Below are 13,981 nucleotides of genomic sequence, written 5' to 3'. Positions count from 1 at the left end.
GCTCATGAGATTTCCCCGCGTGCCCGACGCCATCTTGCGCCTCGCCCTGCCTTCGCCCCTGCGCCGCCTGTTCGACTACCGTGCCCCGGCCGGCGTCCTGCGAGCCCAGTTGCACCCGGGCATGCGCCTGCGAGTGCCCTTTGGTCGCCGGGAGATGATCGGCATCCTGGTGGAGATCGCCGACAGCAGCGAAGTCCCCGCCGAGAAACTCAAACCGGCCCTCGCCCTGCTCGACGCCACCCCGCCGCTGCCGCCCGCGCTGTTCAAGCTGTGCCTGTGGACCTCGCAGTATTACCAGCACAGCCTCGGCGACACCCTGAGCTGGGCACTGCCGGTGCTGCTGCGCCAGGGCGAGCTGGCCGAGGCGCGCCAGGAGCGCTTCTGGTCGGTCAGCCCCGGCGCCAAGCTGGACGATCCGCGTATCGCCCGCGCGCCACGCCAGCGGGAAGCCCTGGCGACCCTGGCCCAGCACCCCCACGGCGTCGCCCATCAGTTGCTGAGCAAGTTGATGCTGAGCAAGGACAGCCTCGACCTGCTGCTGGCCAAGGAGCTGGTCCAGGTCGAGATCCGCAAGCACGCCCCCGAAGCGCGCCATGAACACTGGCTGGCGCAGCCGGAACTGCCCCTCAACCATGAGCAACGCGCCGCCTACGAGGCCATCCGCGCGGGTTTCGACAGCTACCACGCGTTTCTGCTCGCAGGCGTTACCGGCAGCGGCAAGACCGAGGTCTACCTGCAACTGATCCGCGAAACCCTGGAAGCCGGCAAGCAAGCCCTGGTGCTGATCCCGGAGATCAACCTCGGGCCCCAGACCCTGGCGCGTTTCGAACAGCGCTTCAATGCACGCATCGCCCTGCTGCACTCGGCCGTCAATGACCGCGAACGCCTGGACGCCTGGCTGGCGGCGCGGGACGGCGATGCCGACATTATTATCGGCACCCGCTCGGCGCTGTTCACGCCGATGAAGAATCCCGGGCTGATCATCATCGATGAAGAACACGACGGCTCCTATAAACAGCAGGAAGGCCTGCGCTACCACGCCCGCGATCTGGCCCTGGTGCGCGCGCGCCAGGAAAACATTCCGATCGTCCTCGGCTCCGCCACGCCGTCCCTGGAAAGCCTGCACAACGCCTACACCGGCCGTTATGGCCTGCTGCGCCTGACCGAGCGCGCCGGCGGCGCCAAGCAACCGCGCTTTTTGCGCCTCGACGTCAAAAGCCGCCCTCTGGACAGCGGTATCTCCGGGCCGATGCAGCAGGCCATCGGCCAGACGCTTGCCGCCGGCCAGCAGGTGCTGGTGTTTCTCAACCGCCGCGGCTTTGCGCCGACCCTGCTGTGCCACGACTGCGGCTGGATGTCCGAATGCAACCGCTGCGATGCGCGGATGACCGTGCACCAGCGCTCCGGCGAACTGCGCTGTCACCATTGCGGCCATGTGGAGCGGGTTCCGCGGCACTGCCCGCAGTGCGGCAAAGTCGATTTGCGTCCGGTGGGTGCCGGCACCGAGCGCGCCGAGGAGCGCCTGGGGATTCTGTTTCCCGATTTCCCGGTGCTGCGGGTGGATCGCGACAGCACCTCGCGCAAGGACGCGATGAACCAGTTGTTCGCCACCATCCAGAAGGGCCACCCGTGCATCCTGGTGGGCACGCAGATGCTCGCAAAGGGCCATCACTTCCCCCGGGTGACCCTGGTGTCGATCCTGGATGCCGACGGCGGGCTGTTTTCCGGTGACTTCCGCGCCAGCGAACGCATGGCCCAGTTGATCGTCCAGGTCGCCGGCCGAGCCGGACGCGCCGAGGAGCCGGGCAAGGTGATCATCCAGACCCACCTCGCCGACCACCCATTGTTGGTGCAACTGACCGAACAGGGTTATTTCGCCTTTGCCGAACAGGCCCTGAGCGAGCGCCGCGCCGCCGGGCTACCGCCCTTTGCGCACCTGGCGCTGCTGCGGGCCGAAGCCCACAAACCGGGGCAGGCCGAGGGGTTTCTCGATGAAGCCTGCAGCGAAGCCGAACGCCTGCTCGCCGAGCACAACCTGGGTGGCATCGAGTTGTTGGGCCCGGTACCGGCGCCGATGGAGCGCCGCGCCGGGCGTTATCGCGCGCAGCTGCTGCTGCAGGCCAACGCCCGCGCGCCCCTGCACCGCCTGCTGAGCAGTTGGCTGCTGGTGCTGGAGCAGATGCCCAGCGGGCGCCAGGTGCGCTGGTCGCTGGATGTGGATCCCGTCGATCTATATTGATAAGCCTGTGGCGCGGGAGCTTGCTCCCCCAGCACCGGTTAATCGTCCGTCCGGGGCGTGCGAAGGTTGGCAAGCCTGCCCCGGCAACGGATAATGCCCAGTTTTTCCACCTGCGCATCGAAGCGCCGCCGCGCCTGCGGTCGAAAGAGAAGACCATGAAAGACACCATTCGCCAGCTCATCCAGCAAGCCATCACCCAACTCGTCAACGACGGTGTGTTGCCAGAAGGCCTGACGCCGGCGATCCAGGTAGAAAACACGCGCGACAAGACCCACGGCGATTTCGCCAGCAATATCGCCATGATGCTGGCCAAGCCGGCCGGCATGAAACCGCGAGACCTGGCGGAAAAAATCATCGCCGCGCTGCCGGCCGATGACAGCGTGACCAAGGCCGAAATTGCCGGCCCAGGCTTCATCAACTTCTTCCAGAACACCCAGGCCCTGGCCAGCCGGCTGGATGCGGCCCTGGCCGATGAGCAGGTTGGCGTACGCAAGGCTGGCCCGGTACAACGCACGGTGGTCGACCTCTCGGCGCCAAACCTGGCCAAGGAAATGCACGTTGGCCACCTGCGCTCGACCATCATCGGCGACGGCGTGGCGCGGGTCCTGGAGTTCCTCGGCGATACCGTGATCCGCCAGAACCACGTTGGCGACTGGGGCACCCAGTTCGGCATGCTGATGGCCTACCTGCAGGAAAACCCGATCACCAGCGAAGAGCTGTCGGACCTGGAAAACTTCTACCGTGCCGCCAAGCAACGCTTCGACGAGTCTGCGGAGTTCGCCGACCGCGCCCGGGGACTGGTGGTCAAGCTGCAAGCCGGCGACCCGGACTGCCTGGCGCTGTGGACCAAGTTCAAGGACATCTCGCTGTCCCACTGCCAGAAGATCTACGAACTGCTCAACGTCAAACTGACCATGGCCGACGTGATGGGCGAAAGCGCCTACAACGACGACTTGATCAACGTGGTCAATGACCTCAAGGCCAAGGGCATGCTGGTCGAGAGCAAAGGCGCCCAGTGCGTGTTCCTCGACGAGTTCAAGGACGCTGATGGCGAGCCGCTGCCGGTGATCATCGTCAAGGCCGACGGCGGCTACCTCTACGCCACCACCGACCTGGCCGCCGTGCGTTACCGCAGCGGCGTGCTCAAGGCCGACCGCGCGCTGTATTTCGTCGACCAGCGCCAGGCCCTGCACTTCCAGCAGGTGTTCGCGGTAGCACGCAAGGCCGGCTTCGTGACCCACCCGATGGAAATGGAGCACATGGGCTTCGGCACCATGAACGGCGCCGACGGCCGTCCGTTCAAGACCCGCGACGGCGGCACCGTGAAGCTGATCGACCTGCTGACCGAAGCCCGGGAGCGCGCCTACACCCTGGTCAAGGAAAAGAACCCGGAACTGGCCGAGAACGAACTGCGCAACATCGCCCGAGTGGTGGGTATTGGCGCAGTCAAATACGCCGACCTGTCCAAGCACCGCACCAGCGACTACAGCTTCAACTTCGACCTGATGCTCAACTTTGAAGGCAACACCGCGCCTTACCTGCTGTACGCCTACACCCGTGTCGCTGGCGTATTCCGCAAGCTGGGCAAGGACTTCAGCCAGGTCGAAGGGCAGATCGTGCTCGAAGCCGCTCACGAGCAGGAACTGGCGGCCAAGCTGGCGCAGTTCGGTGAAGTGCTCAACAGCGTTGGCGAAAAAGGCACGCCGCACATTCTCTGCACCTACCTTTACGATGTGGCCGGCCTGTTCTCCAGCTTCTACGAGAACTGCCCGATCCTGAACGCCGAAACCCCGGCTCAGATGCAGAGCCGCTTGCGCCTCGCCGCACTGACCGGCCGCACACTCAAGCAAGGCCTGGAACTGCTGGGTCTGGAAACTCTGGAGCGCATGTAAGTTGGCTGCCAAGAAAAAACCTGCACCCAAGCGTGGCGCCAGCCGTTACCAAGCTCCTGCGAAGAAACCGATCCCGGGCTGGCTGTGGCTGGCCATCGGCCTGACCGTCGGCGCGTTTATCGTGTTCCTGATGAAGCTGGAGCCAGGCAAGGGCGACAACGTCAAACGGGAAAAGCTGGAACAGCAAAAGGCCAGCAAGATCGCCGAGGCCAACAAGACCCCGCCGAGCCCGCAGCAACCGGTGAAGCCGAAATACGACTTCTACACCCTGCTGCCGGAATCGGAAGTGATAGTGCCGCCTGAGGCCGTGCCGGAGAAAACCCTGCCGACGCCGCAGACCACCCCCACCACTCCGGTCACCCCAGCCGAAGCGGCGAAGATCGACACCGCCCGCGCCCAGGCGGCGCTGGCCGGCATCACCCCGCCGCCGCCACCGCCCGTGGCCAAAGCCGCAGCGGTCACCAAGTTCTTCCTGCAGGCGGGCTCGTTCCGCAAGGAAGCCGACGCCGACAAGGTGCGCGCACAGATCATCCTGCTCGGGCAGTCGGTGGCCGTGGAGTCGGGCACGGTCAAGGACGAGACCTGGTATCGGGTGCTGGTCGGTCCGTTCAGCAACCGCGAGCAACTGACCACCGCACAGAAACAACTGGCCGGCGCCGGCTTCAGCAACCTGCTGCTGCAACAGCGCCAAAGCCGCTAAGCCAATCCGTGGCGGGGGTATGGCTCAATACCCTCACCACCGCATTCGCCCGTAGCCACTGCCGAGGCACGGAGCGGCGCTGGCCATCAGGACCGCCGCTGGAGCGTCAGTGAAAGCCACGCAGTCCCTCCCACCTGCGGCAGCGGCTACAACGTGCGGCTGCGCTGTCTGGCAAGTCACACTCTGTGACATTAGACCCGTCTCACCGCTCGTCTCTATCCCCGCCCCACGGTTGAAAAACCTCTCACCACCCCCATATGAGTTTCCATCAGGGCATTTTCGCCCCGCAGCGTGGAGACTCTCCCTTGACCACCATCGTTTCAGTTCGCCGCCACGGCAAAGTCGTCATGGGCGGCGACGGCCAGGTTTCTCTGGGCAATACCGTGATGAAAGGCAACGCCAAAAAAGTGCGCCGCCTGTACCACGGTGAAGTCATTGCCGGCTTCGCCGGTGCCACCGCTGACGCCTTCACCCTGTTCGAGCGCTTCGAAGGCCAGTTGGAAAAACACCAGGGCCATCTGGTCCGCGCCGCTGTCGAGCTGGCCAAGGAGTGGCGTACCGACCGTTCCCTGAGCCGCCTGGAAGCCATGCTCGCCGTGGCCAACAAGGACGCTTCCCTGATCATCACCGGCAACGGTGACGTGGTCGAACCCGAAGACGGCCTGATCGCCATGGGTTCCGGCGGCGCCTTCGCCCAGGCCGCAGCCAGCGCCTTGCTGAAGAAAACCGACCTGTCGGCCCGGGAAATCGTTGAAACCGCCCTCGGCATCGCCGGCGATATCTGCGTATTCACCAACCACAACATCACCATTGAGGAGCAGGATCTCGCGGAATAAATCCGGTACAGGCCCAGGGCCACGGTATTTATTCTTGCTTGAGGACCGCCAACTACTATGTCCATGACTCCCCGCGAAATCGTCCACGAACTCAACCGCCATATCATCGGCCAGGACGATGCCAAGCGCGCCGTCGCCATCGCCCTGCGTAACCGCTGGCGCCGGATGCAGCTGCCGGAAGAGCTGCGCGTTGAAGTAACCCCCAAGAACATCCTGATGATCGGCCCGACCGGCGTCGGCAAGACCGAAATCGCCCGCCGCCTGGCCAAGCTGGCCAATGCACCGTTCATCAAGGTCGAAGCGACCAAGTTCACCGAAGTCGGCTACGTCGGCCGCGATGTCGAGTCGATCATCCGTGACCTGGCCGATGCCGCGATCAAGCTGTTTCGCGAGCAGGAAATCATCAAGGTTCGCCATCGCGCCGAAGATGCTGCCGAAGAGCGCATTCTCGACGCCCTGCTGCCTCCGGCACGCATGGGTTTCAGCAGCGACGACGCTCCCGCCCAGGACTCCAACACCCGCCAGCTGTTCCGCAAGCGCCTGCGCGAAGGGCAACTGGATGACAAGGAGATCGAGATCGAAGTGGCGGAAAGCGCCGGCGTCGATATCTCCGCGCCACCGGGCATGGAAGAAATGACCAACCAGCTGCAAAGCCTGTTCGCCAACATGGGCAAGGGCAAGCGCAAGAACCGCAAGCTCAAGGTCAAGGAAGCGCTGAAGCTGGTGCGCGACGAAGAAGCCGGGCGCCTGGTCAATGATGAAGAATTGAAAGCCAAGGCCCTGGAAGCGGTCGAGCAGCACGGCATCGTGTTCATCGACGAAATCGACAAGGTCGCCAAGCGCGGCAACTCGGGCGGCGTCGACGTCTCCCGGGAAGGCGTACAGCGCGACCTGCTGCCGTTGATCGAAGGCTGCACGGTCAATACCAAACTGGGCATGGTCAAGACCGACCACATCCTGTTCATCGCCTCCGGCGCTTTCCACTTGAGCAAACCGAGCGACCTGGTCCCCGAGTTGCAAGGCCGGCTGCCGATCCGCGTCGAACTCAAGGCCCTGACCCCCGGCGACTTCGAGCGCATCCTCAGCGAGCCCCATGCTTCGTTGACCGAGCAGTATCGCGAGTTGCTGAAAACCGAAGGCCTGGCCATCGAGTTCCTGCCCGACGGCATCAAGCGCCTGGCGGAAATCGCCTGGCAGGTCAACGAGAAGACCGAGAACATCGGTGCGCGCCGCCTGCACACCCTGCTCGAGCGTCTGCTCGAAGAGGTGTCGTTCAGCGCCGGTGACCTGGCCAGCGCCCATGGCGAAGAGCCGATCCGCATCGACGCCGCCTACGTCAACAGCCACCTCGGCGAATTGGCGCAGAACGAAGACCTGTCGCGCTACATTCTTTAAGCGACCCGTGACGAGCGCCAAGCTGCAAGTTGACCGCGGTCATCTTGTGGCTTGCAGCTCGCAGCTTTAAGCTGCCCCCCATGACCAAACTCCCGACTGCCATCAACCTGCACAAAGCCTCGAAAACCCTGACCCTGACCTATGGGCCGGACGAGGTCTATCACCTGCCCGCCGAGCTGTTGCGCGTGCACTCTCCTTCCGCCGAGGTCCAGGGCCACGGCAAACCCATCCTGCAATGGGGCAAGATCAACGTCGGCCTGACCAAGGTCGAACCGGCCGGCCAGTACGCACTGAAATTGACCTTCGACGACGGTCATGACAGCGGCCTGTTCACCTGGGACTACCTGTACCAGCTGGCTGTGCGCCAGGACACGCTGTGGAACGATTATTTGGCCGAGCTCAAAGCGGCTGGAAAATCCCGCGATCCGAGCGAGTCGATCGTCAAGCTGATGCTCTAGCTCAAGCCTCCAACTGATTAGAACGCATTTTCTAATTTCATCTGTTTGAATGCTTGGCCGCAGTGCCATGCATTGGCCTGCTTGCGAAAAAAATTAAACTCGGGTAACCAATGGAGCTGGCAAGTTCCCTGCAATGCTTTGTGCAGCAACAAAGCAGCGATGTGGAATCAACGGTCACCCGAGCAGTAGTACCTGGCATCTTTGCTGTGTGACTACACAGCAGGTCTGGTACTCGTCTCAGGACAATGGAGCGTCGTAGATGAGTAACAAGAATAACGATGACCTGAAAGCCCAAGCCTCGGAAAACACCCTGGGGCTAAATCCGGTCATTGGCTTGCGTCGAAAGGATCTTCTTGGCTCTGCTCGCATGGTGCTCACCCAGGCCATCAAACAACCGCTGCACAGTGTCAAGCACGTCACCCATTTCGGTCTTGAACTGAAAAACGTACTGTTCGGCAAATCGCAATTGCAACCGGCTGGCGATGACCGCCGCTTCAATGATCCGGCCTGGAGCCAGAATCCGCTCTACAAGCGTTACCTGCAAACCTACCTGGCGTGGCGCAAGGAGCTCCACGACTGGATCGACGACAGTAACCTCTCGCCCAAAGACATCAGCCGCGGGCATTTCGTGATCAACCTGATGACCGAAGCCATGGCCCCGACCAACAGTGCGGCCAACCCGGCGGCGGTCAAGCGCTTCTTTGAAACCGGCGGCAAGAGTCTGCTCGACGGCCTGTCACACCTGGCCAAGGACCTGGTGCACAACGGCGGCATGCCCAGCCAGGTCAACATGGACGCCTTCGAGGTCGGCAAGAACCTGGGCACCAGCGAAGGTGCGGTGGTGTTTCGCAACGACGTGCTGGAATTGATCCAATACCGCCCGATCACCGAACAGGTGCACGAGCGCCCGCTGCTGGTGGTGCCGCCGCAGATCAACAAGTTCTATGTCTTCGACCTCAGCCCGGACAAAAGCCTGGCGCGCTTCTGCCTGCGCAACAATGTGCAGACCTTTATCATCAGTTGGCGCAACCCGACCAAGGCCCAGCGCGAGTGGGGCCTGTCGACCTATATCGAGGCGCTCAAGGAAGCGGTCGGCGTGGTCACCGCGATCACCGGCAGCAAAGACGTGAACATGCTCGGCGCCTGCTCCGGCGGCATTACCTGCACCGCCCTGCTCGGGCACTACGCCGCGATCGGTGAGAAGAAGGTCAACGCCCTGACCTTGCTGGTGAGCGTGCTCGACACCACCCTGGACAGCGATGTGGCGTTGTTTGTCGACGAGCAGACGCTGGAGGCGGCCAAGCGCCACTCCTACCAGGCCGGTGTCCTGGAAGGGCGCGACATGGCAAAAGTCTTCGCCTGGATGCGTCCCAACGACCTGATCTGGAATTACTGGGTCAATAACTACCTGCTGGGCAACGAGCCGCCGGTGTTCGACATCCTGTTCTGGAACAACGACACGACCCGGCTGCCGGCAGCATTCCACGGCGACCTGATCGAGATGTTCAAAAACAACCCACTGATCCGACCCAATGCACTGGAAGTGTGCGGCACGCCGATCGATCTGAAACAAGTCACCGCCGACATCTTCTCCCTGGCCGGCACCAACGATCACATCACGCCGTGGAAGTCCTGCTACAAGTCAGCCCAGCTGTTTGGCGGCAATGTCGAGTTCGTGTTGTCCAGCAGCGGCCATATCCAGAGCATTCTCAACCCGCCGGGCAACCCCAAGTCGCGTTACATGACCGGCACCGGAATGACCGACAAAGCCGACGACTGGCAGGAAAACTCTACCAAGCACACTGACTCCTGGTGGCTGCACTGGCAGGCCTGGCAGGCCGAGCGCTCGGGCAAGCTGAAAGCGTCGCCGACCGCCCTGGGCAACAAGAAGTTCGCCGCCGCCGAAGCCGCACCCGGCACCTATGTCCACGAGCGGTAAACCGTCCGCCGGCAATGACCAACCCGGCACCTGGAGGTGCCGTCAGCCTTACTTTTCGACGAGGCGGATACCCACCTCGGGTCATCCGGATTCAGCCACGATGGCGGCTCCGGCGGTTTAATTCACAGGGTCCAGGCATGCCTCAACCGTTCATATTTCGTACCGTCGATCTGGATGGACAGACCATCCGCACCGCCGTACGCCCAGGCAAGCCTCACTTGACCCCGCTGCTGATTTTCAACGGCATCGGCGCCAACCTGGAGCTGGTGTTTCCGTTCGTCCAGGCCCTGGACCCGGACCTGGAAGTCATCGCGTTCGATGTGCCAGGCGTCGGCGGTTCCTCGACGCCCAGCCACCCTTACCGCTTTCCCGGCCTGGCCAAGCTCACCGCGCGCATGCTCGATTACCTCGACTATGGCCAGGTCAATGCGGTGGGCGTGTCGTGGGGCGGCGCCCTGGCCCAGCAGTTCGCCTACGACTATCCCGAGCGCTGCAAGAAGCTGGTGCTGGCCGCTACCGCCGCAGGCGCCTTCATGGTCCCGGGCAAGCCCAAGGTGCTGTGGATGATGGCCAGTCCACGGCGCTACATTCAGCCCTCCCACGTGATTCGCATCGCACCGATGATCTATGGCGGCGCCTTTCGTCGCGATCCGTCCCTGGCCGCAGAACACGCGGCCAAGGTGCGTTCGGCGGGCAAACTGGGCTACTACTGGCAATTGTTCGCCGGCATGGGCTGGACCAGCATCCACTGGCTGCACAAGATCCATCAGCCGACCCTGGTGCTGGCCGGTGACGACGACCCGCTGATCCCGCTGATCAATATGCGCCTGCTCGCCTGGCGCATCCCCAATGCTCAGTTGCACATCATCGACGACGGCCATCTGTTTCTGATCACCCGGGCCGAAGCGGTTGCACCGATCATCATGAAATTTCTCCAGGAGGAGCGGCAGCGGGCCGTGATGCATCCGCACCCGACGCCTTTCAGCGGTACGTGAGAAGGCGCACGTCGAACAGGACTTCGCGCGCAAGTTGGCCCGGGACCGACTATGTTGTCTGTCTTGGATTGGTGTGCTTGTTGATGGTGACGAAGGAGTGTTGACTCATGCGAGAAAAACCAGCGACAGGCTCGTTGACGACGCCCGCCGCGTTTATCAATGCTCAAAGCGCGATCACCGGCCTGCGCGGCCGAGATCTGTTGTCGACGCTGCGCAACGTGGCCGCTCACGGCCTGCGTAACCCCCTGCACAGCGCCCGGCACGCCCTGGCCCTGGGCGGCCAATGGGGTCGGGTACTGCTGGGGGAGACCCTGCACAAACCCAACCCCCAGGACAGTCGGTTCGCCGACCCGACCTGGAGCCTGAACCCCTTCTATCGGCGCAGCCTGCAGGCTTACCTGAGTTGGCAAAAGCAGACCAGGAACTGGATCGACGACAGTGGCATGAACGACGACGACCGCGCCCGTGCGCATTTCGCCTTCACCTTGCTCAATGACGCCATCGCCCCCTCCAACACCTTGCTCAACCCGCTGGCGATCAAGGAGCTGTTCAACTCCGGCGGCAACAGCGTGGTTCGCGGTCTTGGCCATCTGGTGGACGACCTGTTGCACAACAACGGCCTGCCCAGCCAGGTCACCAAACAGGCTTTCGAGATCGGCAAGACCCTGGCCACCACTCCAGGCTCGGTGGTGTTTCGCAACGAGCTGCTGGAACTGATCCAGTACAAGCCGATGAGCGAGAAACAATACGCCAAGCCCTTGCTGATCGTGCCGCCGCAAATCAACAAGTACTACATTTTCGACCTCAGCCCGGCCAACAGCTTCGTCCAGTTCGCCCTGAAAAACGGCTTGCAGACCTTCATGATCAGTTGGCGCAACCCGGATATCCGCCACCGAGAATGGGGGCTTTCCAGCTACATCGAAGCAGCCGAAGAGGCGATGAATGTGTGCCGGGCGATCACCGGCAGCCGCGAAGTGAACCTGATGGGCGCCTGCGCCGGTGGCCTGACCATCGCTGCCCTGCAAGGCCACTTGCAGGCCAAGCGCCAATTGCGCCGGGTGTCCAGCGCCAGCTACCTGGTCAGCCTGCTCGACAGCCAGATGGACAGCCCGGCAACCCTGTTCGCCGACGAACAGACCCTGGAAGCCGCCAAGCGCCGCTCCTATCAGCAAGGGGTGCTGGACGGCCGGGACATGGCCAAAGTCTTCGCCTGGATGCGCCCCAACGACCTGATCTGGAATTACTGGGTCAACAACTACCTGCTGGGCAAAGAGCCACCGGCTTTCGACATCCTCTATTGGAACAATGACAACACCCGCCTGCCGGCCGCGCTGCACGGCGACCTGCTGGACTTCTTCAAGCACAACCCGTTGAGCCATGCCGGGGGCCTGGAGGTCTGCGGCACACCGATCGACCTGCAGAAGGTCAATGTCGACAGCTTCAGCGTGGCCGGGATCAACGATCACATCACGCCCTGGGACGCGGTGTATCGCTCGACCCTGCTGCTGGGCGGCGAGCGGCGCTTCGTGCTGTCCAACAGCGGCCACGTGCAGAGCATCCTCAACCCGCCGAGCAACCCCAAGGCCAACTACGTTGAAAACCCCAAGCTCAGCAGCGACCCGCGCGCCTGGTACTACGACGCCAAGCACGTCGATGGCAGTTGGTGGACTCAGTGGCTGGGCTGGATTCAGGAGCGTTCCGGCGTCCAGCGCGAAACCCAGATGACCCTCGGCAACCAGAACTATCCACCCATGGAAGCGGCACCCGGCACTTACGTGCACGTACGCTGAACAACCCTGGCGCCACGCCCGCCAGCGGGCCGTGGCCTGACGGAACAATCAAGAAGACTGGATGAAAACCCGCGACCGGATCCTCGAATGTGCCCTGCAATTGTTCAACCAAAAGGGCGAACCCAATGTCTCGACCATGGAAGTTGCCAATGAAATGGGGATCAGCCCCGGCAACCTCTACTACCATTTCCACGGCAAGGAGCCGTTGATCCTGGGCCTGTTCGAGCGCTTCCAGAACGAGCTGACCCCCTTGCTGGACCCGCCCGCCGACGCGTTGCTGGCTCCAGAAGACTATTGGCTGTTTTTGCACCTGATCGTCGAGCGCCTGGCGCACTACCGCTTCCTGTTCCAGGACCTGTCGAACCTGGCCGGTCGCCTGCCGAAACTGGCCAGGGGCATTCGCAACCTGCTCAATGCCCTCAAGCGCACCCTGGCGTCCTTGCTGGCCCGACTCAAGGCGGCCGGTCAATTGGTCAGCGACACCCAGGCCCTGGGCCAACTGGTGGAACAGATCACCATGACCTTGCTGTTTTCCCTGGACTACCAGCGAATCCTCGACCGCGAAGGCGAGGTGCGGCTGGTGGTGTACCAGATCATGATGCTGGTGGCGCCGCACTTGCTGCCGCCGGCCAAGATGGCAACCGAACAGATGGCACGCCAGTATCTGGACCAGCATGAATAAGCCACTGTCGGCAGTGCTGACCGGCAAGCAGTGCATTCAAGGATTCAAGCCCTGGCGGGCAGCAACAAAAACGCCCGACCTTTGCAGGCCGGGCGTTTTTGCAAAACCTGAAAAGATCAGGTTTGACTGGTTGGCGTCACTGGAGTTGGCGCGGCAGTCGGGGTTGCAACCGGGGTCGGAGCCGACGAGGAGTTCGCTGGGCTGACCGGGGCGGCAGGTTTTGCTGCAACAGCAGGCTTTGGCGCCGCTGCTTTTGGAGCGGCGGGTTTGGCCGCAGCAGGTTTCTTGGCTACCGGCTTTTTCGCCGCTGCTGGCTTGGCTGCCGGTTTGACCGCAGGCTTGGCAGCAGCTGCCGGTTTGGCGGCGGCTGTTTTAGCGGCGGGCTTCGCAGCAGGTTTAGCTGCTGGCTTGGCTGCCGGCTTGGCGGCTACTGGTTTGGCCGCGGGTTTGGCGGCAGGTTTCGCGGCGGCGGTCTTGGCGGCAGGTTTGGCTGCCGGTTTAGCCGCTGCGGTCTTGGCGGCAGGTTTTGCAGCTGGCTTGGCAGCTGGTTTAGCAGCAGCCTTGACCAGTGGCTTGGCGGCGGGTTTGGCAGCCGGCTTGGCCGCTGCAGTTTTAGCCGCAACGGGAGCCACCTTGGCACCTGTGAGTTTTTCGATTTGCTTGGTCAGGGTATCGACCTTGCTGTGCAGGGCCTTGACCTCATTGCGGCTTGGCACGCCGAGGCGCGAGATGGCACTGTTCAGACGCTTGTCGAACGCACCTTCGAGTTCGTCCCACTTGCCCAGTGCACGGTCTTTGACATCACTGATACGCGACTTGGCAGAGCTGGCGGAATCCTTGGCGGATTCAACTTTCTTGCCGACCGCACTTTTAGTCAGCTTCTCGGCTTTCTCGCCATCTTTGACCAGGGTCTCGAAGAGTTTGCTGCCGTCAGTGTCAATCTTCGAGTACACGCCTAAACCAGCAAGCCAGATTTTGCGGGAGTAGTCTTCGACTTTCCCGATCCACGAGCTGCCTTCTTTTTCAGTATTCTTTTTACCAGCCATCCCGTTCTC

General features: G+C 62.6%; 11 protein-coding genes. 10 read left to right on the top strand and 1 reads right to left on the bottom strand.

Features of this window, described 5'->3' with window-relative positions; all coding sequences use genetic code 11:
- The first annotated feature begins 19 nt into the window (after window positions 1-19).
- The 10 genes from JFU57_RS09865 (at window position 20) to JFU57_RS09820 (ending at window position 12,926) form a co-directional block, all read left to right on the top strand.
- Window positions 20-2,239 carry a primosomal protein N' gene (locus JFU57_RS09865; protein WP_078469447.1) on the top strand — a complete coding sequence of 740 codons (2,220 nt, stop codon included), beginning with the start codon at window positions 20-22 and terminating at the stop codon, window positions 2,237-2,239.
- A gap of 155 nt (window positions 2,240-2,394) precedes the next feature.
- The gene (gene argS, locus JFU57_RS09860) at window positions 2,395-4,131 is read left to right on the top strand and encodes an arginine--tRNA ligase (protein ID WP_078469446.1); all 1,737 of its coding nucleotides are present in this window, start codon (window positions 2,395-2,397) and stop codon (window positions 4,129-4,131) included.
- Between the two features lies 1 nt (window position 4,132).
- The gene (locus JFU57_RS09855) at window positions 4,133-4,831 is read left to right on the top strand and encodes an SPOR domain-containing protein (protein ID WP_078469445.1); all 699 of its coding nucleotides are present in this window, start codon (window positions 4,133-4,135) and stop codon (window positions 4,829-4,831) included.
- Between the two features lie 305 nt (window positions 4,832-5,136).
- Window positions 5,137-5,667, top strand: coding sequence for an ATP-dependent protease subunit HslV (hslV, locus tag JFU57_RS09850; RefSeq protein WP_020299467.1), 531 nt, complete (start codon window positions 5,137-5,139; stop codon window positions 5,665-5,667).
- A gap of 57 nt (window positions 5,668-5,724) precedes the next feature.
- Window positions 5,725-7,062 carry an ATP-dependent protease ATPase subunit HslU gene (hslU, locus tag JFU57_RS09845; protein WP_020299468.1) on the top strand — a complete coding sequence of 446 codons (1,338 nt, stop codon included), beginning with the start codon at window positions 5,725-5,727 and terminating at the stop codon, window positions 7,060-7,062.
- 80 nt (window positions 7,063-7,142) lie between these two features.
- The gene (locus tag JFU57_RS09840) at window positions 7,143-7,520 is read left to right on the top strand and encodes a gamma-butyrobetaine hydroxylase-like domain-containing protein (protein WP_078469444.1); all 378 of its coding nucleotides are present in this window, start codon (window positions 7,143-7,145) and stop codon (window positions 7,518-7,520) included.
- Window positions 7,521-7,779: 259 nt separating this feature from the next.
- Entirely contained in the window at window positions 7,780-9,459 is a 1,680-nt protein-coding gene (gene phaC / locus JFU57_RS09835) for a class II poly(R)-hydroxyalkanoic acid synthase (protein ID WP_201129119.1), read from the top strand.
- Window positions 9,460-9,596: 137 nt separating this feature from the next.
- Window positions 9,597-10,454, top strand: coding sequence for a poly(3-hydroxyalkanoate) depolymerase (gene phaZ / locus JFU57_RS09830; protein WP_078469442.1), 858 nt, complete (start codon window positions 9,597-9,599; stop codon window positions 10,452-10,454).
- Window positions 10,455-10,561: 107 nt separating this feature from the next.
- Window positions 10,562-12,244, top strand: coding sequence for a class II poly(R)-hydroxyalkanoic acid synthase (gene phaC, locus JFU57_RS09825; protein WP_201129117.1), 1,683 nt, complete (start codon window positions 10,562-10,564; stop codon window positions 12,242-12,244).
- 61 nt (window positions 12,245-12,305) lie between these two features.
- Window positions 12,306-12,926, top strand: coding sequence for a TetR/AcrR family transcriptional regulator (locus JFU57_RS09820; protein WP_078469440.1), 621 nt, complete (start codon window positions 12,306-12,308; stop codon window positions 12,924-12,926).
- Window positions 12,927-13,042: 116 nt separating this feature from the next.
- On the opposite strand, the gene JFU57_RS09815 is transcribed toward JFU57_RS09820, so the two are convergent.
- Window positions 13,043-13,972 carry a phasin family protein gene (locus JFU57_RS09815; RefSeq protein ID WP_078469439.1) on the bottom strand — a complete coding sequence of 310 codons (930 nt, stop codon included), beginning with the start codon at window positions 13,970-13,972 and terminating at the stop codon, window positions 13,043-13,045.
- Window positions 13,973-13,981 lie beyond the last annotated feature (9 nt).

This window comes from Pseudomonas sp. TH07, from assembly GCF_016651285.1.
In the GTDB taxonomy this organism is placed as follows: domain Bacteria; phylum Pseudomonadota; class Gammaproteobacteria; order Pseudomonadales; family Pseudomonadaceae; genus Aquipseudomonas.
Note: the sequence above shows the minus strand (reverse complement) of the source record. Positions and strands in the feature narration are given on the sequence as shown.